Annotated in this window: 21 protein-coding genes; 6 read left to right on the top strand and 15 right to left on the bottom strand. The window is 64.5% G+C overall.

The features are described 5' to 3' along the window. Positions 1-13: 13 nt before the first annotated feature. The gene (locus ACNFBT_RS21630) at positions 14-574 is read right to left on the bottom strand and encodes an Hsp20/alpha crystallin family protein (RefSeq protein WP_416752788.1); all 561 of its coding nucleotides are present in this window, start codon (positions 572-574) and stop codon (positions 14-16) included. Positions 575-793: 219 nt separating this feature from the next. Between ACNFBT_RS21630 and ACNFBT_RS21625 the strand changes: the two genes are divergently transcribed. Beyond that, complete coding sequence (locus ACNFBT_RS21625) at positions 794-1,525, top strand: hypothetical protein (protein WP_416752787.1); 732 nt, start codon at positions 794-796, stop codon at positions 1,523-1,525. Between the two features lie 76 nt (positions 1,526-1,601). Further along, positions 1,602-2,498 carry a universal stress protein gene (locus ACNFBT_RS21620; protein WP_416752786.1) on the top strand — a complete coding sequence of 299 codons (897 nt, stop codon included), beginning with the start codon at positions 1,602-1,604 and terminating at the stop codon, positions 2,496-2,498. 470 nt (positions 2,499-2,968) lie between these two features. Here ACNFBT_RS21620 and ACNFBT_RS21615 read toward each other — a convergent pair whose 3' ends face one another. The 3 genes from ACNFBT_RS21615 to fnr all read right to left on the bottom strand — a co-directional run bounded on the left by ACNFBT_RS21615 (position 2,969) and on the right by fnr (position 7,333). Next, positions 2,969-3,526, bottom strand: coding sequence for a GNAT family N-acetyltransferase (locus tag ACNFBT_RS21615; RefSeq protein WP_416752785.1), 558 nt, complete (start codon positions 3,524-3,526; stop codon positions 2,969-2,971). 187 nt (positions 3,527-3,713) lie between these two features. Further along, a complete protein-coding gene (locus ACNFBT_RS21610) occupies positions 3,714-6,014 on the bottom strand; it encodes a heavy metal translocating P-type ATPase (protein WP_416752784.1) in 2,301 nt (766 codons plus the stop codon). Positions 6,015-6,571: 557 nt separating this feature from the next. Further along, the gene (fnr, locus tag ACNFBT_RS21605; protein ID WP_416752783.1) at positions 6,572-7,333 is read right to left on the bottom strand and encodes a fumarate/nitrate reduction transcriptional regulator Fnr; all 762 of its coding nucleotides are present in this window, start codon (positions 7,331-7,333) and stop codon (positions 6,572-6,574) included. A 442-nt stretch (positions 7,334-7,775) separates the two neighbouring features. Between fnr and ACNFBT_RS21600 the strand changes: the two genes are divergently transcribed. After that, a complete protein-coding gene (locus ACNFBT_RS21600) occupies positions 7,776-8,816 on the top strand; it encodes an ATP-grasp domain-containing protein (RefSeq protein WP_416752929.1) in 1,041 nt (346 codons plus the stop codon). Between the two features lie 24 nt (positions 8,817-8,840). On the opposite strand, the gene ACNFBT_RS21595 is transcribed toward ACNFBT_RS21600, so the two are convergent. The 4 genes from ACNFBT_RS21595 to ACNFBT_RS21580 all read right to left on the bottom strand — a co-directional run bounded on the left by ACNFBT_RS21595 (position 8,841) and on the right by ACNFBT_RS21580 (position 13,174). Beyond that, a complete protein-coding gene (locus ACNFBT_RS21595; protein ID WP_416752782.1) occupies positions 8,841-9,806 on the bottom strand; it encodes an FAD:protein FMN transferase in 966 nt (321 codons plus the stop codon). Further along, positions 9,790-11,952 carry a PepSY domain-containing protein gene (locus ACNFBT_RS21590; protein ID WP_416752781.1) on the bottom strand — a complete coding sequence of 721 codons (2,163 nt, stop codon included), beginning with the start codon at positions 11,950-11,952 and terminating at the stop codon, positions 9,790-9,792. The genes ACNFBT_RS21595 and ACNFBT_RS21590 overlap by 17 nt, the downstream gene beginning before the upstream one ends. A 14-nt stretch (positions 11,953-11,966) precedes the next feature. Beyond that, on the bottom strand, positions 11,967-12,437 hold the full coding sequence (locus tag ACNFBT_RS21585; RefSeq protein ID WP_416752780.1) for a DUF2271 domain-containing protein: 471 nt from the start codon (positions 12,435-12,437) through the stop codon (positions 11,967-11,969). 233 nt (positions 12,438-12,670) lie between these two features. Next, positions 12,671-13,174: a DUF2938 domain-containing protein gene (locus ACNFBT_RS21580; RefSeq protein ID WP_416752779.1), complete on the bottom strand. Its 504-nt coding sequence runs from the start codon at positions 13,172-13,174 to the stop codon at positions 12,671-12,673. 74 nt (positions 13,175-13,248) lie between these two features. Between ACNFBT_RS21580 and ACNFBT_RS21575 the strand changes: the two genes are divergently transcribed. Next, positions 13,249-13,725, top strand: coding sequence for a helix-turn-helix domain-containing protein (locus ACNFBT_RS21575; RefSeq protein WP_416752778.1), 477 nt, complete (start codon positions 13,249-13,251; stop codon positions 13,723-13,725). On the opposite strand, the gene ACNFBT_RS21570 is transcribed toward ACNFBT_RS21575, so the two are convergent. The 3 genes from ACNFBT_RS21570 to ACNFBT_RS21560 form a co-directional block, all read right to left on the bottom strand. Further along, positions 13,680-14,873 carry an MFS transporter gene (locus ACNFBT_RS21570; RefSeq protein ID WP_416752777.1) on the bottom strand — a complete coding sequence of 398 codons (1,194 nt, stop codon included), beginning with the start codon at positions 14,871-14,873 and terminating at the stop codon, positions 13,680-13,682. The genes ACNFBT_RS21575 and ACNFBT_RS21570 overlap by 46 nt on opposite strands. Before the next feature lie 107 nt (positions 14,874-14,980). Beyond that, a complete protein-coding gene (locus ACNFBT_RS21565; protein ID WP_370599651.1) occupies positions 14,981-15,193 on the bottom strand; it encodes a tautomerase family protein in 213 nt (70 codons plus the stop codon). An 18-nt stretch (positions 15,194-15,211) separates the two neighbouring features. Then, complete coding sequence (locus ACNFBT_RS21560; RefSeq protein WP_416752776.1) at positions 15,212-15,946, bottom strand: SDR family NAD(P)-dependent oxidoreductase; 735 nt, start codon at positions 15,944-15,946, stop codon at positions 15,212-15,214. A 132-nt stretch (positions 15,947-16,078) separates the two neighbouring features. Here ACNFBT_RS21560 and ACNFBT_RS21555 point away from each other — a divergent pair, with 132 nt between their 5' ends. Then, on the top strand, positions 16,079-16,993 hold the full coding sequence (locus tag ACNFBT_RS21555; protein ID WP_416752775.1) for a LysR family transcriptional regulator: 915 nt from the start codon (positions 16,079-16,081) through the stop codon (positions 16,991-16,993). Positions 16,994-17,039: 46 nt separating this feature from the next. Here the strand turns inward: ACNFBT_RS21555 and ACNFBT_RS21550 are convergent, their stop codons facing one another. The 3 genes from ACNFBT_RS21550 to ACNFBT_RS21540 form a co-directional block, all read right to left on the bottom strand. After that, complete coding sequence (locus ACNFBT_RS21550) at positions 17,040-17,483, bottom strand: nuclear transport factor 2 family protein (protein ID WP_416752774.1); 444 nt, start codon at positions 17,481-17,483, stop codon at positions 17,040-17,042. A gap of 119 nt (positions 17,484-17,602) precedes the next feature. After that, positions 17,603-18,106: a GNAT family N-acetyltransferase gene (locus tag ACNFBT_RS21545; RefSeq protein WP_416752773.1), complete on the bottom strand. Its 504-nt coding sequence runs from the start codon at positions 18,104-18,106 to the stop codon at positions 17,603-17,605. Between the two features lie 314 nt (positions 18,107-18,420). Then, positions 18,421-19,359 carry a LysR substrate-binding domain-containing protein gene (locus ACNFBT_RS21540; protein WP_416752772.1) on the bottom strand — a complete coding sequence of 313 codons (939 nt, stop codon included), beginning with the start codon at positions 19,357-19,359 and terminating at the stop codon, positions 18,421-18,423. 108 nt (positions 19,360-19,467) lie between these two features. On the opposite strand from ACNFBT_RS21540, the gene ACNFBT_RS21535 reads away from it, so the two are divergent. Further along, entirely contained in the window at positions 19,468-20,418 is a 951-nt protein-coding gene (locus tag ACNFBT_RS21535) for a DMT family transporter (protein ID WP_416752771.1), read from the top strand. A 1-nt stretch (position 20,419) separates the two neighbouring features. Here ACNFBT_RS21535 and ACNFBT_RS21530 read toward each other — a convergent pair whose 3' ends face one another. Then, positions 20,420-21,118 carry an MOSC domain-containing protein gene (locus tag ACNFBT_RS21530; RefSeq protein WP_416752770.1) on the bottom strand — a complete coding sequence of 233 codons (699 nt, stop codon included), beginning with the start codon at positions 21,116-21,118 and terminating at the stop codon, positions 20,420-20,422. Positions 21,119-21,191 lie beyond the last annotated feature (73 nt).

Raw genomic sequence — 21,191 nt, 5'->3', positions numbered from 1 at the left:
GGGCGCCGGCGTTTCACTTGGCCGCCTTGACGGGAATGATCTTCTCGGGATGAACCGCCTCGGCGCGCTTGGGCAGTTGCACCTGCAGGACGCCCTTGCTGAACTGGGCCTGGATCCTTTCCGGGTCCACCTCTCGAGGCAGCCGGAACACCCTCTCGAAGCTGCCGTAACGGCGCTCGGAGATGTGGTACTCCTTGCGCGCTTCGTTCTTTTCTTCCTTCTTCTCGCCTTTGATGATCAGGCAACCATTGGCCAGCTTGATCTCGATGTCCTTCTCATCCATGCCGGGCAGCTCGGCGTTGATCCTGAACTCCTCCGCCTGCTCGCTGACATCCACCGCAGGCAAGCCATGGGTGAATGGCTCGCGACGCCAGAAGGGATCGGCATCGAAGGCACTATGACCGAAGGGAAGACGTAAAGGGGCACGGCCGAAGTCGTCGAAGAGGGTGTCGATTTGCCGGCGCAGGTTCTCGAAGGGATGCCATGGATTGTAATGGCTGGCGGTCTGCGCAGAAGCCTTGGCCGGTTGGCTGGGAACCGTGCTGACGGGTACTTTTTTCGCGGGCTCGGACATGATGCATTCCTCCGCAGGATGAAGGTTGCCTCACTGACGAGGCCATTCGATTCTGCGGCCACCGTGGGCGTGCACTTTGATGTCGATCAAATGCGGTTTCGGACATCGCATCCATTTTCCCGGAGGCAAGTTGACGGCGATCAAGGCAGCCCGAGCGTCGCTACTTAGCCTGAGTTCGTAGCTGGCGTATCTCGCCGGCGCTCGCCTTGGAGGCGCGGCATGGAACGGGAGACTGTTTGCCGGGTGCGAGTTCTGGATGTACTGCCCCTTGCGGGTGCGATCCAGTGTCTGCGTCTGCTGTTGGAGAACAGTGAGTCGGAGGCCGTCATTCCCGGACAGTACTGCGTGCTGCATGACCACGGACGGGAGCCTCGTCCGTTCGATTATGTAAGCCTGCCCGGGCGAGATCGACGCTTCATCGTGGCCGCGCGCCAACCCGGCCTGCCACTGACATCGGAACATCTCGGTTATCGCGGCCCGTTTGGCACGGGGTGGCCTTTGCCGCTGGGCGCCTCCCGGCTGCTGGTCTTCGCCAGCGAGGGTGGAATATTGGCCGTGGCCGCGGCAATCGACGAGTTTGCCTGCTGGATGCCGTGGGTACGCTTGTCGCTCATCCATGATGCGACGAGCCCGGCTCACCTTCCCGACGATTGCCGGAGCTGGTTGCGGACACTGGGCCTGCTCGCCGAGGCCGGGCCGGACTCCTGTCCACTGGAGCGGCTGCGGGAGTACCTGAGCAAGCAATTGCCTGACCTTGTGTATTGCGCCGCTCCGGCTCCTCTTGCACAACGAGCGGCTCGCCTGTGCCAGTGGTATGGCGTGCCAGCGTCTCGCATCTGGCTGCGAGACGAGCGGTGTTTGCTACCCGACGGAGCCTGGCCGACATCGATCCATGATGGCCCCGTGCAGCGCTTTGATCGTTTCAACGGACGTATCCGGAACCGCCCTTGATCAGCATCAAAGTCCGCCGCACTGGAGCGGCACAGGCTCATGGCATAACGCTCATATGCATTGCACCGGAGGCATCATGAACGCCTTTGCCCGTCTGCTTCTGATCTGCGACCCTGAACTTCACTATTCCCCTGCCATGGCTCGCGCCCAGGCCCTGGCCGGCTCCTTCGGCGCAAGCCTGCACGTTGTGGTGTTGGGGGGCATGCCAGCTGGCCTGGCGCTTCTCGATTACAGCACTCAGCTACGTGCCCGTGAAACTATCCAGGAGCACCGTCAGGCATGGCTTGATGATCAGCTCCAACTGCTACGTGGGCACGGTATCGATGCCAGTGCAGAAGCGATCTGGAGCGAAGAGCCGCTGGAAGACATTCTTCGACTGGTAACGACGCGTCAGATCGATCTTGTGGTCAAGGATACGCAGTACGAGCCAACGCTGAGCCGCACCTTGATGCATCCGCTGGATTGGCAACTGCTCCGCCAGTGCCCGGTACCACTGCACCTGGTCAGCCTTGCGCAACATCCGTTGCCGCGCAAGGTGGTGGCGGCAATCGACCTTTCGCAGGACGAACCCGAGGTCAATGCCCTGAACGACCGGATTGTCGACTCAGCCCGGCAGTTCGCTCGGCAATGCGACGCGGAGCTGCATCTGTTGCAGGCCTACGATGTGAGCTCCAGCTTTCTTGCCTATGCCGCAAGCCCGGTAGCCTGGACTCCGGAAGTGGCTGAACAGTTGAGCGGTCGCTCGCGCCAGCGCATGGACGATATTGGCGCACGATTCGGCGTGGGACGTCCCTGCCAGCATCTGGCCAAGGGGCCAGCCATGCGAGTCATCGCTGATTTCGCTGCCCAGCAGCAGATGGACGTCGTCGTCATGGGGACCCTCTATCACGCTGGGCTGGCGAAGATCATAGGCAGCACCACCGAGCAGACGTTGTATCGCGTCAACTCCAGCATTCTGGCGGTTCGTCCCTGAGGCAAGACCATGAAGGTGTTCGCGTTGCTCGTCGTATTGCTCTCCATCTGGGCGATCGCCTGTGTCGCCTGGATGGAGCTTCGTTACACGCCCGCCGGTGGGGACAGCCAATACGTGTTTCTCTGGGATCGTTGGGAGAACCGCGTATGCCTGGTGTCCATCAACGAGCCATCGAGAATCATCTGCGACCTTCGCTCGTTGTGGGTAGATTCAGGAGACGGAAAGGGGCCCATGGTCCGCAGACCATGACAGCGGCCCGGGAGGCCTGCTCAGCCGGCGCGTCGCCGTTCACTTCCACGGCGGCTGCCCGTGGGCAACTCATGGGGCGCTGCGAGGCGTTGATGGAGTCGTTCCAGGTACTCGCGAGCCTGAAACTCATCGGCGAAAGGAACCCGGTATTGATCGAGCTGCACGTAACAGCGGCCGTCACTGGTGCAGAGTAATTGCGTGCGCATGAGTACCTCCCCGCCTTACGGCGCTGGCTGCAATTGCAGGGTATGAATGATTTGCGCGGGATCACCGGGGTCCTGGCGGCTGCTGAATCCAAGGAATCGCGCCAGTTCGTGCATCGCGCTGTTGGCCGCCGTGTCGATCGAATACATCTGCTTGAAACCTTGCAGCCTGGCCGCTTCGATCAAATGGCGCATCAGTGCCACGGCCAATCCTCGATGACGCCAGGCATCGGCTACGGTCACCGCACACTCGCACTGCTGGGGGGCCGCCCCGCGCGCGTAACGACTGATGCCGATCTCGACCAACTCCCCATCCTGATGCGCCAGGGCGACGTAGGCGACGCTGTCCTTGAAGTCGACCGCCATCAGTTGGTCCAGCAGGGCCGGACTGACCTCCTTCATGGTGCACAGGAATCGGAAATGGCGCGCTTCCGGAGACAGCCTGGCAATGAAATCCGCCTCGCGCGTTCGGTCTTCGGGACGAAGTGGACGGATCAGCACATGGCTTCCGTCATTCAGAGTCTCGACCCAGTGTTCATCCGGACATTCGCAAGATGCTTCGCAATGAGTTGACATGGAGACCTCCTGGCACGGCGCCTCTACTCGGGTGAGCCGCTGACTTACTTGTACGCCGGGAGGGACACATGAATTTGATCATGATCAAGCGGCCGCCATCTCATCACCTTCAGCCGCCGACCGGCAGGCGCCTGCAGGTACATCGACAGCTGCCGTTCGCGCCTCGCTCGCAAGAGCCACATCCCCATCAACGCCGATCGAGGTATCGATACAGTTCTTCTTCCTGGTCAAAATGCAGCTGGACCAGGGTGTCAAGGCGGATCAGCAGTGTCTGCACCTCCTTCAGCGATACCGCTGGCGGCTCCTGAAGAAGGTCATCGCGCACGCGAGTGAGCAACAGGATCAGCCGGAAAATCTCGCGATGGCCATAACTGAGCGCTGACAATGGATCATCTCCCGCCAGTTGCGCAGACAACATCGGGTAGAGCGTGCGTTCGTCCTCGCGCTCATGTTCGGCCAGCTGTTTCTGCAACTCATCGACGAGTCCGTTCAATGAAGCGCGAGCGACATCCGGGGGCAATTGCGCGAATGTCTCGGCCAGTTCCCGCAACCGGGCGCGCACTCGCTCCAGTTGCACGTGGTCTTGATGAAGGCGGTCCACTTGCTCCCCAGTCAGCCGTTCCGTCGGCACTTTGCGCATAGCCAATGTTCGCAGGGCACAGGCTATGGCCATCACGTCGATCAACTCCTGGAGAACCGCGCCGGCAAGCGCGGAAAGGAAACCAGAAGCCGCTACCAGCATCGCCAGTAGGGACAGGCCCATACCGATCCATACCGCCTGACGGGCGATGGATTTTGTCTGCCTGGCGATTTCCAGTGCTTCCACCAATCGGTCCAGACGATCCACCATCAGCACCACCCCCGCGGCTTCAGAGGAAGCGCCAGTACCCGCAGCCCCCATGGCAACGCCTACATCAGCCGCGGCAAGGGCTGGCGCGTCATTGATGCCATCCCCGACCATTGCGGTGCGGCCCAGCAGTCCGCCTTCCTGAACCGCCCGGACCTTGTCCGCTGGAGCCAGCCCGGCCTGCACCTCATCAATGCCGGCCGCCAGGGCGACCGCCTCCGCATTCTCCTGACGGTCCCCGGTGAGCATCACGAGCCGCTCGATACCGGCAGCCCGTAGCCGACGCACGACGCGCGGCGTCTCGCGGCGAACTACGTCAGCGAACAGCACGGCTCCCGCCAGCTCTCCGTCTACAGCGATGAAGCTGCCACCGTACGCGCCATAGTCCATACGACGCAGCACGCGAGCCGCCCATTGACCCGGCTCCGCTCCCGCGCAGACAAAGGAAAGAGTGCCCAGGCGAACGCGATGAGCGTCGACCCGACCCTCAAGACCCGCGCCCGGCACTTCTTCCACTTGCGAGGGTTCGTGCAGCTCCAGCTTCTGCAGCCTGGCGGCATCGACCACCACCTGGGAAATGGGATGCATCGACGCTTGTGCCAGGGAGGCGGCCATGGCCAGGACTTGAGCTGCTTCCTGCTCTTGCGTCACTTCCACCGCTTGTACCTTCGCCTGGCCGCTGGTGAGGGTTCCGGTCTTGTCCAGGAACAGCTCTCGCACTTCCGCCAGTGCTTCAAGGGTCGCGCCATCCTTGAACAGGATGCCTCGTCGTGCCGCACGTGAGATTCCGCCCATGATTGCGATGGGGACGGCAAGAATCAGCGGGCATGGCGTGGCGACCACCATCACGGCGAGAGCACGCAGTGGCTCGCCGCTGATCAGCCAGGCGGCCCCGGCCAGCAATAGCGTCGCCGGGACGAAGAGCAATGCGTAGCGGTCGGCCAGGCGAGCGAAGGGCGCCTTGGAGCGGCGTGCCGTTTCGGCCAGTCGCAACACTCCGGCGTAGGTGCTTTGCTCCGCCGTCTGCAACGCCTCCAATTTGAATGGCTCCCCCAGATTGACGATCCCGCTGGGCAGGGGGCTGCCCTCGACGCGCGTAACCGGCAGGGGCTCGCCGGTCAGTGCCGATTCGTCGAGGCTTGCACTGGTGCTCAACAAGCGACCATCCACCGGTACAACCTCACCCAGGCGAACCATCAGCACCTGGCCCACGTGAACCTGGTCTATGGGGATGCGGCACAATTCGGCTTCCTTGACCAGCCACGCATGGCGTGGTGCGCGATCCAGCAGCGTCTGAAGCTCTCGCACGGCCCGGCGTGAGGTGTAGAACTCCAGCGTGCGACCGCTGGAAAGCATCAGCGCCACTACCGCAGCCACGAGCCATTGCTCAAAGCCCAGCGCCGCGACGATGGCGAGCAAGGCAATCAGGTCCACGCCGGCTTCACGACGTAGCAGGCGCTGCACAACTTCGGCGAGCAACACCAGCGTCATCACGATGCTGCCTGCAGCCCAACTCACCCCGGCCAGATCGGCCCGCCCCAGTGCCTGGGCCAGGCCGCCAAGCGCGAGGCCCAGGCAGGTAGTCAGCAGCAGCGCTGGATCGATCCACTGTGTCCAGACTTCGATTGCCCTGCGTTCCATGGTGTTCATCCCTGGGGCGACGGATTGCGGTTACTGAATCCCGTCACAGTAAAGCGATCACCTGTGACGCCATTCCAGTGTGGCCGGTCGACGTCACAACCGTCTTGTTGTTCCGGCGCCTTACGAAGCTTCCCAAGGTTACGTCTGGCACACCTTCCAGCGCGCTTCGTCAGCGTCCTGAGACTGGCATCGGCGCTCATTGGTCGAAGCTCAGTCGGCCACCGCTCCAACTGGGCATGTACCCGTCGTACCTGCCGTCCGCGAATGCAGTATTTCCTCTGCAATAAGAAGGGCGCCTGGCTGGCCGACATGCTCGCAAACCAGGGATGGCGATAGCGCGGAGTTCTCGGGGAGTGGTGGGTGTCCGGTTGGATTCATGATGGCCTCCGGGGCATCGCAAGGGATTGCTGGCGAACAGCCTCCGCCTGCGCGAAGTGCTTCGCTTTGATGCGAATCAAACCGGTCTCTGCGCTGCTTGGCCCACCGTTTGGAATTGCTCCGGATGGCAGTCCCGTTGAGTGCCTTGCCTGGCTTGCGCCGTGACGTCGAGTCGGCGATCAAGGGAATTGCTCAGGCCCCCTTGGCACAATGCTCCGCTCCTCGATGCCACTCAATCGACACAGCTCCGAGCGGCTGAGCAGGTGCACCTCCCGGCCGTGGCATTCAATCAGGCCGTCCTGAACGAAACGCGTGAACAAGCGGCTGATGGTTTCCAGTGTGAGGTCCAGATAATTGCCGATATCGCCGCGCGTCATGGGGAGCATGAACTGATCTTGCCGTAGTCCTCGTTGCTGATAGCGTGCCGAAAGGCTGAGCAGGAATTGCGCAAGGCGCTGCTCCGCTCGCTCACGATTGCAACGAATATGCTCGTGTTCTCCGTGGATGCCCTGGCTGAGAATATGCAGCAGTTGGTGACGTAAACCAGGGATACGTCCGGACAGGTCCTCCAGCTGCTGCAGGTCGATGGCGCAGACCATGGAGGTCTCCAATGCCACCGCGAAACCACGAAACTCAGCGGCGCCGATAGCATCCAGCCCAATCAGCTCGCCCGGCAGAACAAAGCCCGTCACCTGTTGGTCACCACTGGCTTCGAGCAGATAGGTCTTCAACGCGCCAGAACGCAATGCAAATACCTGCCGCATGGGCTCACCGGCTCGAAACAGATATTCCCCCTTATGCAAAGGTCGATTGCGCCGGACTATCCGGTCCAGTTCCGCGACTTCGCCATCGGTCAGGCTTGCGGGAAGGCAAAGCCGACTCAGCGAGCAGGCGTGGCAGTTGACCTGTGGAAGAGGTAGTGGGCGCTGGGTGTCTGGCATGGCGGAAGCCTCGACCAGAGGGCGATCCGTAAAGTTTAGCCGCTGCGCAATGTCGCTACAGGGGCATCGACAAAAGGGCGGCCAGGCTTGGTGTGCGTACCGCAGGCACCAGTACCTGGCCATTGACGGGCCTCACCTGGACGCGGGCTCGCGCTCATGAGAATTGGGTAACGGGGTGCTTGCCGACAGGTCTCAGTGCTTCGCCGAAGGCAAGGTATGCAGCAGATGATCCTGGTCCTCCAGCGACACAGTGAGCGATTGAATGGGCCTCGCTCTTCACACTGTCTTAAGGTCATGCGCGCAGCATTTGGCCAAAGCTCCAAAGAGGATGGCAGGCGCACCGGGCTGGATGACTCAAGATCCCCCGACGTCTCATCGAGATGGCTCAGGGGATACCAGATTAGGGTGCGAAAGGAAGGACTTCATTGTTCTGCCGTGTTTATTGGCGTACCGCTGGCAGAGTATTCAATTGAACATTCAGTCTCGTTCAGGTCTTTCGTCAACCTACCTGGTAACCGCCATAGGGTCTTTCTGTGCGGAGGCGGTCATTCACTCCCTTCGCCACGCTCCGCAATCGCGAGTGGTGGGGGTAAGCACACTTCCTCGAGAGTGGAGCGCTGCTTCCGTCATGCTGGACGCGTTCCATCGCGTTCCGCCTGCCAGGGACATGCCCGCCTATATCGCCCGTGTGTTGGACATATGCCAGGCGGAGCAGGTAACCCACGTCCTGCCTCTCATTGATCTTGAGGTCGATGCTTTCACTCAGTGTCGAGATGCGTTTTCAGAGCGGGGCATCATCTTGTGCATGGCTCCTGCCGAAGCCGTTCGCATCAGCCGGGATAAATGGTTGGTCTTCGAGGCGTTTCGAGATCATCCGGACGTTCACCCAATCCCTACCTGGAAGATGGAGGATCCCGCGATAGAGGACCTGCCTTTTCCCTTGCATGCCAAGCCACGTGATGGCCGATGCAGTGAGGGGCTGGCACGAATCCTCGATAAGGATGATTTGATTTACCTGCGAAAGAAGCTGAAAGGGCGCCCTTACGTCGTGCAGCCATTACTGGATGGCGACGTGTGCGTCGTGGACATCGTGCGGCGGCGCGACAACCAACAATGGGCTGCAATGGCGCGACAGGAGCTGGTGCGAACCTCCAACGGTGCGGGGGTTACAGTCAGAATGCTGAACGAGCCGGCGTTGATCGACGCAGCTCGTCAGATCGCGACGACGCTGGATCTCGATGGCTGCATCAACGTCGAGTTTCTGGTGGGTGGTGACTGGCCCCTGGTAATGGACATCAATCCACGTTTTTCCGGCGGAGTCGCGTTCAGTCGTCTTTCCGGGTACGACATGGTGACCAACCATTTGCGCTGCTTCCGGGGCGAGCCGCTCGATCCTCCTGTTATACCTGTCCCGGTCATCCATGCGCGTCGTTATGTGGAGACCACCTTTGCATTTCCGAAGGATCAATCAGGGCAGTGCTGAAAGCCTGCCGATTTGATGTAGGCCTCAGCGCTCTGCGCCGTTGCCTTCGACCCACAACTGGTGCAGTCCGCCCTTGTCGCGTAGCAGGAAGAGTGCACTCAGACCGTACTCGCGCGCCACTGCCGAGCCGCGCTCGGGACCCAGCACCATCAGTGCGGTGGCCCAGGCGTCGGCAAGCATGCAGGTCGGTGCGAGCACCGAAACCGAGGCCACGCCATTGGCCACTGGAACGGCGTGACGTGGGTCCATTGTGTGGGCATAGCGCGTACCTTCCTGCTCGTGGAAGTGCCGGTAATCACCCGAAGTAGCCAGCCCTCCGTCGCCCATCTGCAGCACACCAAGGGCCGTGCGGACACCTTCCTGAGGCGCCTCGATGGCCACCGTCCAGGGCTGGCCGCCTGGTTTGCCTCCGCGCGCGCGGAACTCGCCATCGATGCTTACCAGATAGTCGCGGATGCCGCGATCCTCCAGGCAACGTGCCAACTGGTCGACGCCGAAGCCCTTGGCGATACCGGAGAGGTCCAGATGTACCCGGTGACGCTTGCGTACGCGGCCGGTGCCGAAGTCGAACTCCAGTGCCGCCGCGGCGCTGGGTCCGGGTTGGCACCTGAGCGCTTCGCGTTCCCCGCCCTTGGCCAATCCCGCCAGGGGTCCGAAGCCCCAGGCTCCGACCAGGTCGCCCACCGCGATGTCGAATGCGCCGTCGGATGCCACACCTACCTGAATCGCGGTGTGCAGCACCCAGAGCAATTCGCTTGGCAGCGTCATCCAGATGCCCGGCTCCAGGTCGTTGAAGCGCATCAGTTCCGAGTCGGGCCGCCAATTCGACATCTGCAGATCCACCTGCGTGACAGCCAGGTCCAGTTGCCGTTCCAGCTCTCCCGCGTTCTGTTCGTCGGCGCTGTAGAACACGGCACGGTAGCGAGTTCCCATGGTTGCGCCATTGAAGTCGTAACGCTCGACCGTGCGGGGTTTAGAACAGGTCTTCACGGTAGCGTCCTCCGGCCCTGAGATGCTCAACGCTCAACGCCAATGGGCCGAGCAGTTCATCGATCGCGTTGCGGACACTTTCGGCCATGCCACGCCCACCACAGACCAATACCTGGGCTCCGGCAGCCAGCAGTTGGCGCAGTTCCAGTGCGTCCCGGTGCAGGCAATCCTGCACGTAGGTGCGTTGTGGACCCGCCGAATAGGCGGTGCGCAGGTCATTCAGACGGCCATCGGCCAGCGCCTTGTCGAGTTCGCCCTGGAAGGGCACCCCCGCTTCCGGGGCGCGACCTCCCCAATACAGATAGAGCGGACGGTCGCGCAGGTTCCGCCGTACGAAACCGACCAGAGGGGCAATGCCGCTACCAGCGCCGATCAGGATCAGCGGCGCATTCCCCGAATGCGGTCGGAACGCGTGGTGTGGCTGTACCGTGGCACTGATTGCATCGCCTGGCCTGAGGTCATGCAGGTAGCTTGAGCACAGTCCGTCTGGGCGCAGGCGTACACAAATGTCCAGCAGGCCGTCTCGGCTGTCGCTGGCCAGCGAGTATTGGCGCGGCACATCGGTACCCGGCGCGTAGACCGCCAGCAGGTCGCCCGCCTGGTAGGGGTTGGAACCATCGATCGGGGCGAAGCGCAGTACCGCCAGGGGGGTATCACCGGGCGCATCGTGCAGGTGTCGCTCCACCAGCCTGAACCGGGATTCGGGGCGAGGTACGCCGACCTTGCCCATCATCAGGGGCACACCCAGTGCGTCGCCCAGTTCACTTACCCAATCCGTGAAAGCATGAGGCTGCGCGGCTTCCATGTCCCGACGCGGTAATAGGCGCCGCAGGCCTTGTCTGGCGAGGGCGGCGTCTACCTCGGCGGCGTATTGGCAGAAACGTGGGAATCGGCGGTCGCCGAAACCCAGCACGGCGAAGCGCGCGTCGGACGGTAGACGAAGGCATTCGAGGTTTTCCAGGAAGCCCGCTGCCGACTGCGGGGCTCCGCCATCACCATAGGTGGCGGTCAGCACCAGCAGTTCGCGCGCTGCCGGAAACTCGCGCGCGCCGTGACTCAACGCAGCGCTATGCACCCGTCTTCCGCTTGCCGACAGTACTTCCTGGAGTGCATTGGCAAAGGCCCAGGTGCCATTGCTCTCGCTGCCTACCAGCAACACGCAGTCGGCGTTGTCGGCAGCCGCCTGCACGGCGTTGCGCACCGGACTCCCCCGGCGCCGCAGGAACAGCAGCAGGCCGGTAATACCTAACAAGGGCACTCCCAGGGCCGCCACGCCAAGCACGGGACTGGCGGCCCCCAGCAGCTCACCGCTGTGCAGGCGATAGAAGAACTCATTGAAGCGCTGAATCGACGTGTGGGGCTGATAGCCCAGCAACTGGCCGCTGACCGGGTCGACAAAGCCGTCGCCCAGCGCGGTACCGAGGGTGTACGCCGCCTGGCTGTCCCCGGGAGCCGGGAACTCCAGTTCTCGCAGTTGCCGCAGCGGTACCTGGCGCAACGCTTCAAGGTTGCCGGGGGACTGCGGTGCTCCCTGGGCCAGATGAGCAGGGAAGGTGGGCTCCTGGTCCGGCCCCGTGGGGATCAATTCGAAGTGTTCTGCCGACAAGTAGATGCCGCTCAGGCCGAACAGCAGCGCCACGGGCAGCAGGGCCCGGCCGACCTGATTGTGCCAGCGCGAAGCGGCGCCGCCGCGAACGGGGCGCGCCAGCTTGCGCCAGCCGCCCTGGCGGCGGGCCAGCAGCGCCAGTCCGGAAATGCCCAGCAGGAGCATACCCACCGCGCCGCACGCCACCAGAGCGTGTCCCGGCTCGCCCAGCAACAATTCGCGGTGTACCGAGCGGGCGACACGGTACAAGGCGGAAGGCTCATAGGCGCCCAGTACATGACCGTCGACTGGAGAGACTTGTACCGCGCCTTGTTCGCCGTAAGCGATCAGCAGGCCGGACGGGCGTCGCTCCAGCCGCTCCAGGCCGGGCACTTCATGGCTTACGCGCTCGGCGATCTGGGCCACGCTGCGAGGCGGTTCCCCTCCCGCCTGCAGGCGCTCAGCCAGAGGTTGGGTCGCAAGCAGCGCTCCACTGCCTGCCAATACGAGGAGCAGGGCAGTCAGCAGGATGCCCGGCCAGGCGTGCAATCGACGAAGCATGGTGGCCGCCGTCCTCAAAGGTCGTAACGGAAGGCCGAGACGTAGCCGCTACCGGCATTGTCCTTGCCGGCCCCGTCGAGGGTCAGGGGTATCGTCAGTTCGGCGCGGTTGGAGCGCTTGTCTTCCACTGCGCTGTCGATTCGAATCTGGTACCCGGCGTCGATCAGGCTGTCGGCCACCTCCACTGAAACCTTCAGGGTGTCGCCGCTACCGACGCTGGCGCCGCTCAGGCCATCGAACTCGGCCGTACGCAGGCCGCTGCCGCGGGCCCAGTCACCCAGATGCTTGTAATACTTGGCCTTGCGGCCAGCCACCCACAGCGTGCGCTGGTACTGGCCCTGCGCGTCGGTCAGGTAAATGGCCAGATAGGCCTTGTTACCGCTGTAGTCGGCAAGGGTGGTGCTCAAGTTCAGTTCTCGGGCCTGGGCCAGTGCGGGGCCAGCGAGAGCGCCAGCCACGGCCAGGGTCACGGCAGTGGTCTTCATGATGGAGTCTCCTAGGAGGGAGATTTCACATTGAACCGCTGCGCTTAAATCAAGCTGAACCGATCGAGGACGCTACTTCAGACAGGCTTCAGGTAAATCTGCTTGGCATCGGTGTGTGACCTCGAAGAGGCGAAGGATGCTGAGCCTCCCAGAATGCCGCCAGGCAGCATTCCCAAGGGTGTCTGTCTTTGCCGACGGCAGCGAGCCCTTCGTCAACCCGTTCGAGCCGGCGCTTACACGGTGCTGACGGCGACGGCCACCAGCGCGCCCAGGTAAAGGCCGACGCCGAACACCAGGTGCGTGCCCAGGCTCTTGATCCGCGCCTTGCCCGGTGCCGGCGTCCTGGAGGCGGCAATGCCCAGTCCCAGCGCGGGCTGCATCACCAGGTAGGGCAGGGCGACCGTGACCAGGCCGAACAGCAGCGCCGGCAGCGGGCCGGGCCGGGACAGCCAGTCCGGGCCGCTCAACATCAGCAGCGCCCCGGCGAAACCGATGCCGATCAGGTAGTGGGCGATCCAGCCGAGCGCCCGTTCACCGGCGATGGCCGGGGCCTTGCCGATGGCGGTGTGGCGGAAGCGGCCGTGGCGCATATGGCCGATCCAGCGGCCGACCATGGCGTAGTCCAGCGAGGGGACGCCGAAGACGCGCTTGAGCAGCAGCGTCCAGCCATCCATCAGCAGGGTTGCGAGGATGCCGATGAGCAGGCTGTGAAGCAGGAAGGTGATGATCGGGTTCATGTGGGTCTCCTGAAGGGGTATGGTGAAGCTCCGATCAACACAGCATCCCCGCTCAAGTCGACTTGAGGTCAAGCATGAAAGAGATGGATATCGGCCAGGTGGCGCGCTGGTCCGGCCTGCCGGTTTCGACCCTGCGTTACTACGAGGAGAAGGGGCTGATCCGTTCCATCGGCCGCAATGGCATGCGCCGGGTGTTCAGCGATGAGGTGCTGTCGCGCCTGTCGCTGATCGCGCTGGGGCGTGAGGCGGGGTTCTCCCTGGAGGAGATCGGCGCCATCTTCGTCGGCGGCGCGCGGCCGGTGATCGACCGCGAGCGCCTGCGCGAGAAGGCGGAGGAACTGGACCGCAGCATCCGCCGGCTCAGCGCGATCCGCGACAGCCTGCGGCACGCCGCCGAATGTCCGGCGCCGGATCACCTGGCCTGCCCGAAATTCCAGCGGCTGATGAATGTCGCCATCCGCTCCACGTCGCGGGATCGCGCGGGGGCGCCGCGCAAGGTCGTGCGTCAGTCCCGTGGCCGGGGCGCCGGCAGCGACGCGCCGGCGACGTAGAAGAAGGCGCCGCTGACGATGCAGCCGGCGAGCAGCACGAACACCCAGTGCGGCGCCCACAGGCTCAGGGCGAAGCCCACCAGCACCGGGCCGGCGGCGCCGCCGAGGTTCGACAGGTTCTGCGTGCCGTAGTACACGCCGCGCAGGTGCGGCGGGGCGATGCGGTCGATGAACATGTACTCGGCGGGGATCACGATGATCTCGCCGAGGGTGAACACCACCATCGCCAGCCCCCAGTGCACCACGTTCTGCGACAGGCCGAAGCCGACGATGCCCAGCACGAACAGCCCCAGCCCGACGATCAGCCAGCGCTGCAGGTGGTCATTGTCGATGCGCTTGCCCAGCAGGTACTGCAGGGCGATCACCGAGACCGCGTTGACCCCCAGGAGCGTCTGGATCACCTGGTAGGCGTATTCCGCGCTGCTGGTGGTCACGAGGTACTGCGACAGGTAGGCGGAGAACTGGCCGAACACCACGGCGGTGAACACCCCGCCGAGGGTGAAATACATCAGCCGGTGGTCCCTCGACAGCACGCTCATCACCGCGAGGAAGGACGGCGGCGCGCTGCCCCCGGCCGGGCGCATGTCGCGGTCGCCGTAGCGCAGGAAGGCCAGCAGGAACAGACCGCCCAGGGCGGCGGAGACCACGAAGGGCAGCTTCTGGCTGACATGGGCCAGCGCCGCGCCGATGAAGGGGCCGATGGCGTAGGCGAGGTTGATCAGGGTGTAGCGGATGGAGAAGGCGCGGCCCTGTTCGCCCGCCGCGAGCAGGCGGCCGAACACGGTCTTCACCACCACGTCGGTGACTGAATAGGCGAAGTTGAAACCGAGCAGGAACAGGAAGAACAGCCACAACTGCCGGGTCAGCAGCATGCCGAGGAAGGCGGCGACGAAGCACAGGCCGAAGCCTAAGATCAGCCGGAAACCCGGCTGGCGGTCGATCAGGTAGCCGCCGTAGAGGCTCAGCAGCGCACCGCCGAACAGCGAGCCGCCCATGACCAGGCCGATGCGGTCGACCGGCAAGTCGAAGTTGGTCGACAGGTAGATGACCAGGTAGGGCAGGGTGATGCCGCGCGCCAAGGTCAGCAGGAAGGTGGCGCAGAGCAGCAGGTTGACCTGGAGCGGGTAACGCTTGAGCGCGGCGAGCATTCCTTGCCTCGGCGATGGCGAAAACGGTATGCCGCGATCCTAGCAGCACCACGATGGTGCATGGCAATCGCCGGAGGCCCTGGCGGACCCCCGGCGTGCCCGCAGCTTCAGCCGGGTTTCCTTTCCCGCGCCCGTAGCGCCTTGACCGTCTCCCCACCCACGCCCCAGCTGTCGGTGGGGATTTCCTGGATCACCACGAAGGTGCTCGCCGGTGGTTTTCTCAGCACACGCTCCAGCAGTTCGGTCACGCCTTCGATCAGCAGGCGGCGCTCCTCGGCGGTCACCCCTTCATCGGTGACCTGGATGTTCACGTAGGGCATTTCGGGTTCTCCTCGGGTTTACCAGGTGCCGGTGGTGGAACCACCGTCGACGTTCAGGATGGCACCGGTGACGAAAGTCGAGTCGGTCAGGTAGAGCACGGCATCGACGACGTCCTGCGGCGTGCCGATCCGGCCGGTGGGCGCCAGGCCGGCGAGGAAGGCGCGGGTCTGCTCATCGGTGCCATGCATCGGGGTCTGGATGATCCCCGGCGCCACGGCGTTGACCTGCACCTGGGACCCCGCCAGCTCCAGGGCCAGGCCCCGCACCGCGCTGTTCAGACCGCCCTTGATCAGCACTGGCAGCAGTGCCGGTACCTTGGCGTTGGGCTGCATGGCGATGGCGGCGGTAATCGTGACGATGTGCCCCGAGCCGTTGGCGGCCATGTGCTGCGCGGCGGCCTGGGACGGGTAGAAGAAGCCCTTGAGGTTGGTGTCGACGATGCTCTCGACCTCTGCCTCGCTGTACTCGGTCACCGGCTTGGCGATGAAGATGCCGGCGTTGTTGACCAGGATATCCACCTTGCCGAAGGCCTCGATGGCCTGGGCGAACAGGCGTCTGGCGGTCTCGGGTCTGGCGATGTCGCCTTCTACCGGCAGGAAGTTGGCCGGGTTGCCCAGCTTGTGCGCGGCCTCCTGCAGGCGGGCCAGGCTGCGGGCGTTGCCCACCACGTTGTAGCCGCGCGCCAGGTAAGCCTCGGCGATGGCGAAGCCCAGGCCGCTGGAAGCACCGGTGACGATGACGGTCTTGTTCATGATTGAGTCTCCTCAGGTGAGGCGGGGCGAGATGCCCGCGTCTTGGAGGCCAATCTAGGCTGCAAGCGTTGCTTGAAAAATGAGGCTCATGGCATTTGAATTGATACCTCATGTAATGAATCGAGCGGCACCATGACTCGCCATTTCGACGACCTGCAACTGGGCAGCATCGAGCTGTTCTGCCTCGCCGCGGAAACCGGCAGCTTCACCGCCGCGGCCAACGAGGCTGGCATCACCCCGGCGGCGGTGAGCCGCTCGGTGGCGCGCCTGGAGGAACGCCTGGGCGTGCGCCTGTTCGTCCGCACCACGCGGCAGATGCGCCTGACCGAGGGCGGGCGCAACTACTTCGAGCAGTGCCGCCAGGCCCTGGGCCAACTGGTGGATGCCGAGCGCGAGGTCACCGGCGGCCAGAGCGTGCCGTCCGGCCGGCTGCGCATCAGCGTGCCGACGCCTTACGCGCATTACCGCCTGTTGCCGCTGCTGCCGGAGTTCCGCCGGCGCTACCCGCAGGTAGCCGTGGATATCCATGTCAGCAACCGCAATATCGACTTCGCCGACGAAGGCTATGACCTGGCGGTGCGTGGCCGCGAGCCGGCGGATTCGAGCCTGGTGGCGCGGCGCCTGGAAGATGCCGAACTGGTGGTGGTGGGCACCCCGGAATATCTGCGCCGCGCCGGCGTGCCGCAGACGCCGGACGACCTCGCCGGGCATGACTGCATCCAGTACGACCTGCCCAGCACCGGTCGGCGGGTGCCCTGGTCGTTCCGGGTCAACGGCCGGGCCGTGGAGGTGGAAACCTCGGGCAACTGCACGGTGCTGGAGGACTACCTGGCCACCGCGACCCTGGTGAAGCACGGCGGCGGGCTGATGCAGGCCTATCGCTTCACCGTGCAGGCGGAGCTGGCGGCCGGCGAGCTGGTTGAGGTGCTGCGCGACCATGGCGGCACCACGCGCCCGTTCCTGCTGATCTACCCCCACGCGCGGCATGTGCCGTCACGGGTGCGGGCCTTCATCGAATTCATGCTGGAACAGCGGCAGGGGCGCTAGCCGGAGCTGCCCGCCGGTACGAATGCCCGGCGGGCTGGAGCGGATATCAGTTCGCCGGGGCGGATGCCTTGTTGGCGGACAGGTAGCCGCCCAGGCGCCGGCCCATTTCCTCGCCGAGGGCCTGCAGGCCGCTCATGGGGCGGATCATCACCTCGAATTCGACGATCTTGCCGGCCTCGTCGAAGCGGATCATGTCGATGCCCTTGAGGTCGCGGCCGTTGACCTGGGCGCTGAACTCCAGGACCACGCTCAGGCCATCGGCGGTGGCCAGTTCGCGGTGATAGACGAAGTCGCCGAACACCTGCAGCACGGTGCCGAGGATGGTCGCGGCCACCGGCGCGCCGGGGTAGGGCGTGTGGGCCATGGGCGAGCGGAACACGATGTCCGGCGCCAGCAGCTCCGGCAGCTTGGAGAAGTCCTTGCGGGCAACCATCTGGTGCCAGCGTTCCAAGGATGCGGCGGCCTGGGTATTCAGGTTGAGGGCAGACATGGGATTACCTCCTGATCGCTCTTGTCGTTTGATCAGGACGATACGACCGCGCAGGGAACCGGCTCAATGATCGGAAATGACAGAAGACTGATCCTGCCGCACAGTCGCCCGGTGGTTCTTCAGTGCGTCCAGGGGTTGATAAAGAAGCTCGCCAGCTGTGGATCGTCGCCCGGATCGATGTGTTTTACCGGGCGCGGCAGTGCGCCCAGCACCGCTTTCCAGAACGCCGCCGCCAGTTCGTCGCCGGTGTAGTAGCGCACCAGCCAGGGGCCGGGATTGTCCAGCAGCACCCGGGTGGCGACCGTCCGGCCGACGCCCTGGCGGCGGTACTTCTTCAGCACGAAGACGTCCGCCAGTTCCAGCGCATCGATGCCCGGCAGCTCGCTGCCCTCGATCAGCACGAAGCCGGCGATGAAACCGTCGACGAGGATCAGGTTGGCGCTCCACTCCGGTTCGCTCCAGTAGCGCGCCAGGTGCTCCTCGTGGATGTAGAAGCGGCCGTCCACCTCCACGTCCTCCTGCTCCCAGTCCGAGGACTCGTAGGCGTAGAACTGGTAGAGGTTGCGGATCAGCTCGATGTGTTCCGGGCCGGTCGGCACCAGCTCGATGGGGAGGTCGGTCATGGAGCCTCGGAGTGCCTGGCACCCGGCATGGGAGGTGGTTGGGGGAGTGATCATTTTCCGCCAAAGGGCAGTGGCTGCCAATGCGTCCGACTTACTGGCACATGGCTATTTGTCGGGTGGCGATTGGTCCACAGTCCGGCTCCGAGCTGCCGTCCGTACCCACGAGCGCCGATATGGTGTCGCCCCCGGGATTTCCCGATCGGCCCGGTGGAGAACTTTCAGTTCTGCAAGATCGACATTGTCTTTGGCGCCGCGGTCGTGCTCTCGGCCACCTCGCCGCTGATCCGGGGAATGCGGGCGAGGCAGACCCCGTGTCATCGATCCTCCGCGTTCACCGAGGCCAGCAGCCAGTCATGGAACAGTTGCGCCGAGGGCGACAGTTGGCGGTGCCGCAGCGATACCAGGTATTCGCCGCGCTCGGTCACCAGCGCGTGGTCGGTCACCCGCTGCATCTCGCCCTTGGCCACCGCCTCGTCGGCCATGAAGCTCCACGCCAGGCCAATGCCCATGCCTTGCTGCACGGCGCGGTAGGCGAGGGTGAGCTGGTTGAACACCGGGTCGCTCTCCGCCGGCTGGTAGTCCTTGCCGAAGTGGCCGAACCAGTCGTGCCAGTCCAGGCAGCTCCAGGCCGAGGTGTCGAGTTGCACCAGGGGCGCGGCGGCCAGTTGCTCCAGCGTGCGGATGGCGGAGACGTCGAGGTCCGGGCGTGCCACCGGGTAGACGATCTCCGGCAGCACGAACCGGCTGTTCAGCGTGGTCCAGTCGCCGGCGCCGTAGAGGATGCCGAGGTCGAAGTCCACCAGGCTGGCCTCGTCGATCTCGTTGATCGCATGCACGTGCACGGCGATGCCGGGGTGCGCCTTGTTGAACTCGATCAGCTTGGGGAACAGCCAGAACTGCGCCAGCGCGTGGGTCGCCAGCACCGACACGGCATTGCTCTGGTGCACGTTGCGGATGCGCCGCACGCTGTGCTGCAGGCGGTCGAGCAGCATGTCCACGGTACCCAGCAACTCGGCGCCGGCGGCGGTGAGGGTGACGCCGCGCGGCTTGCGCTCGAACAGCGGCACCTTGAGGCTTTCCTCCAGCGCGCGCATCTGCTTGCTCACGGCGCTCTGGGTGAGGAACAGCTCGGTGGCGGCCAGGGTGAAGCTGCCGCAGCGGCCGACAGCCTCGAAGGTGATCAGGGTTTCCAGGGGCGGCAGGGTACGCAGATAACGGCTGATGACGGCTCTCCGGGACAGTGCTCCAGACATTCCTTCAGGGAATGTCTCGGTGCGGATTTATCCTTGGTCAGACGCTATCACAGCCGCTACCGTGGCGGCAGTTTCTGGGCATTTAGTGAAAGTCAGAGGTTGTTGGAGATGAAGCGCGGGGTGGTCTATGCGGGCATGGCGGGTGCTATCTGGGGCGGGGTGATTCTCGCGCCGTCGCTGGTGCCGGAATTCAACCCGCTGCTGATCAGCTCCGTGCGCTTCGCCCTGTACGGCGCCATCTCCCTGCTGATCGCGCTGCCGGTGGCCGTCGGTCTGTTTCGCCGGGTCAGCCGTGAGGACCTGTCGATGCTGGTGCGCCTGTCCCTGGCCGGCAACCTGCTGTACTTCGCGCTGCTCTCGGCGGCGGTGCAGTTCGCCGGGGTGGCGGCGGCCTCGCTGATCAACGGCATCATGCCGCTGGCGATCAGCTACTGCAGCCGTTCCGAGCAGGACTCGCTGCCGCTGTCGCGGATGAAATTCCCGCTGGCGCTGGTGGCCCTGGGCATCCTCTGCATCAACCTCGACCCGAGTGCGCTGACGGCGGCGGGCGGCACGCCAGGCGTGCGCATCCTCGGTATCCTTTGCGCCTTCTGCGGCGTGGCCTGCTGGTCCTGGTACGCCACGGCGAATGCGCGCTACCTGAAGGCCAGCCACTTCAACAGCCACGAATGGTCGACGCTGATCGGCGTGGTCACCGGCGTCATGGCCATCGTGCTGGCGGGCGTGGGCGTGCTGGTCGCGCCGCAGGCGGTGCCCACCGGCATCCCGGCGGAGCGCTGGATGGCCTTCCTCTGGGTGTCGCTGTTCCTCGCCGTGTTCGGTTCCTGGGTGGCCAACGGCCTGTGGAACGCCGCGACGCGCCGCCTGCCGATGAGCCTGGGCGGCCAGTTGATCGTGTTCGAGACGCTGTTCGCCTGCGCCTATGCCTACCTGCACCAGCAGCGCCTGCCGAGCCCGGTGGAGGCGCTGGCCATCGTCCTGCTGACCGTCGGCGTACTCTGGGCCATCGGCCTGCACCGCGCCCCAGCCGAGGTGCCGGCGCGCGCCGTGGAGTCCTGAGTCAGGCCTTCGGGCTGCCTTGCAGGCGCGGGCTCCAGTCTTCCACCGCGCCATTCTCCAGTCGCCGCTCCAGCGTGCGACGCCAGTTCGGCGCGAGGGGCAGTTCCAGGCATTGGCGCAGGGTGTCGGCGTCCACGCGCTTGTCGAACAGCACCGCGGACAACCGCTGCAGCGGCCAGTCGGCATGGCGCCGCTCGACCCGTTCGAGTGTCGCGCCGGCGGCGATCACCCCTTCCTCCAGCACCCGGTAATACCAGCCGGTGCGCCCGGACTCCTGCACCCGCAGGGCCATCTGCGGCACTTCGAAACGATCGTTGAGCTTCCAGCACGGCATCCGCCCCTGGGATACCTCCAGCAGTGCGCTGCCCGCACGGACCCGGTCGCCCAGGCAGACGTCCGCCTCGGTCCAGCCGCTGGTGCTGAAGTTCTCGCCAAAGGCGCCGGGCCGCGTCAGCAGCGGATGTTCGCCCAGTTCGGCGATCCACTGCGCGTAGTGCTCACGGGGATAATGGTGGATGGCCTTCTCCACGCCGCCGTGCACGCGCAGGTCGCCTTGCTCGTCGCTCTCCAGGCCCAGGGGGGTGACCGCCAGCGAACCCTGGCACGGCGTCTTGGCAATGGCGCTGCGCGAGCCGGGGCGGGTGAAGGGCACGGCGAGGCCGGTGAGGAGGGTGTCGAGGGGGATGCTGGGTTGGCTCATGGGGACTCTCGCCGATGGTATCGATCAAAAACTACCTGGACAAAATCTTTCAGATGGGTAGCCTCTGTCAAGG

It is taken from the genome of Pseudomonas sp. NY15181 (assembly GCF_048068055.1).
GTDB lineage: Bacteria > Pseudomonadota > Gammaproteobacteria > Pseudomonadales > Pseudomonadaceae > Pseudomonas.
This window is presented reverse-complemented; position numbering and strand designations above follow the sequence as displayed.

What these genes read in the sequence shown, in the direction of transcription:
- ACNFBT_RS21555 (WP_416752775.1), top strand. Translation starts at nt 16,079, where the DNA reads ATGACTCGCCATTTCGACGACCTGCAACTGGGCAGCATCGAGCTGTTC.
- ACNFBT_RS21550 (WP_416752774.1), bottom strand. Translation starts at nt 17,483, where the DNA reads ATGTCTGCCCTCAACCTGAATACCCAGGCCGCCGCATCCTTGGAACGC.
- ACNFBT_RS21625 (WP_416752787.1), top strand. Translation starts at nt 794, where the DNA reads ATGGAACGGGAGACTGTTTGCCGGGTGCGAGTTCTGGATGTACTGCCC.
- ACNFBT_RS21580 (WP_416752779.1), bottom strand. Translation starts at nt 13,174, where the DNA reads ATGAACCCGATCATCACCTTCCTGCTTCACAGCCTGCTCATCGGCATC.
- fnr (WP_416752783.1), bottom strand. Translation starts at nt 7,333, where the DNA reads ATGCCAGACACCCAGCGCCCACTACCTCTTCCACAGGTCAACTGCCAC.
- ACNFBT_RS21630 (WP_416752788.1), bottom strand. Translation starts at nt 574, where the DNA reads ATGTCCGAGCCCGCGAAAAAAGTACCCGTCAGCACGGTTCCCAGCCAA.
- ACNFBT_RS21565 (WP_370599651.1), bottom strand. Translation starts at nt 15,193, where the DNA reads ATGCCCTACGTGAACATCCAGGTCACCGATGAAGGGGTGACCGCCGAG.
- ACNFBT_RS21590 (WP_416752781.1), bottom strand. Translation starts at nt 11,952, where the DNA reads ATGCTTCGTCGATTGCACGCCTGGCCGGGCATCCTGCTGACTGCCCTG.
- ACNFBT_RS21575 (WP_416752778.1), top strand. Translation starts at nt 13,249, where the DNA reads ATGAAAGAGATGGATATCGGCCAGGTGGCGCGCTGGTCCGGCCTGCCG.
- ACNFBT_RS21530 (WP_416752770.1), bottom strand. Translation starts at nt 21,118, where the DNA reads ATGAGCCAACCCAGCATCCCCCTCGACACCCTCCTCACCGGCCTCGCC.
- ACNFBT_RS21570 (WP_416752777.1), bottom strand. Translation starts at nt 14,873, where the DNA reads ATGCTCGCCGCGCTCAAGCGTTACCCGCTCCAGGTCAACCTGCTGCTC.
- ACNFBT_RS21545 (WP_416752773.1), bottom strand. Translation starts at nt 18,106, where the DNA reads ATGACCGACCTCCCCATCGAGCTGGTGCCGACCGGCCCGGAACACATC.
- ACNFBT_RS21535 (WP_416752771.1), top strand. Translation starts at nt 19,468, where the DNA reads ATGAAGCGCGGGGTGGTCTATGCGGGCATGGCGGGTGCTATCTGGGGC.
- ACNFBT_RS21610 (WP_416752784.1), bottom strand. Translation starts at nt 6,014, where the DNA reads ATGGAACGCAGGGCAATCGAAGTCTGGACACAGTGGATCGATCCAGCG.
- ACNFBT_RS21585 (WP_416752780.1), bottom strand. Translation starts at nt 12,437, where the DNA reads ATGAAGACCACTGCCGTGACCCTGGCCGTGGCTGGCGCTCTCGCTGGC.
- ACNFBT_RS21620 (WP_416752786.1), top strand. Translation starts at nt 1,602, where the DNA reads ATGAACGCCTTTGCCCGTCTGCTTCTGATCTGCGACCCTGAACTTCAC.
- ACNFBT_RS21615 (WP_416752785.1), bottom strand. Translation starts at nt 3,526, where the DNA reads ATGTCAACTCATTGCGAAGCATCTTGCGAATGTCCGGATGAACACTGG.
- ACNFBT_RS21560 (WP_416752776.1), bottom strand. Translation starts at nt 15,946, where the DNA reads ATGAACAAGACCGTCATCGTCACCGGTGCTTCCAGCGGCCTGGGCTTC.
- ACNFBT_RS21540 (WP_416752772.1), bottom strand. Translation starts at nt 19,359, where the DNA reads ATGTCTGGAGCACTGTCCCGGAGAGCCGTCATCAGCCGTTATCTGCGT.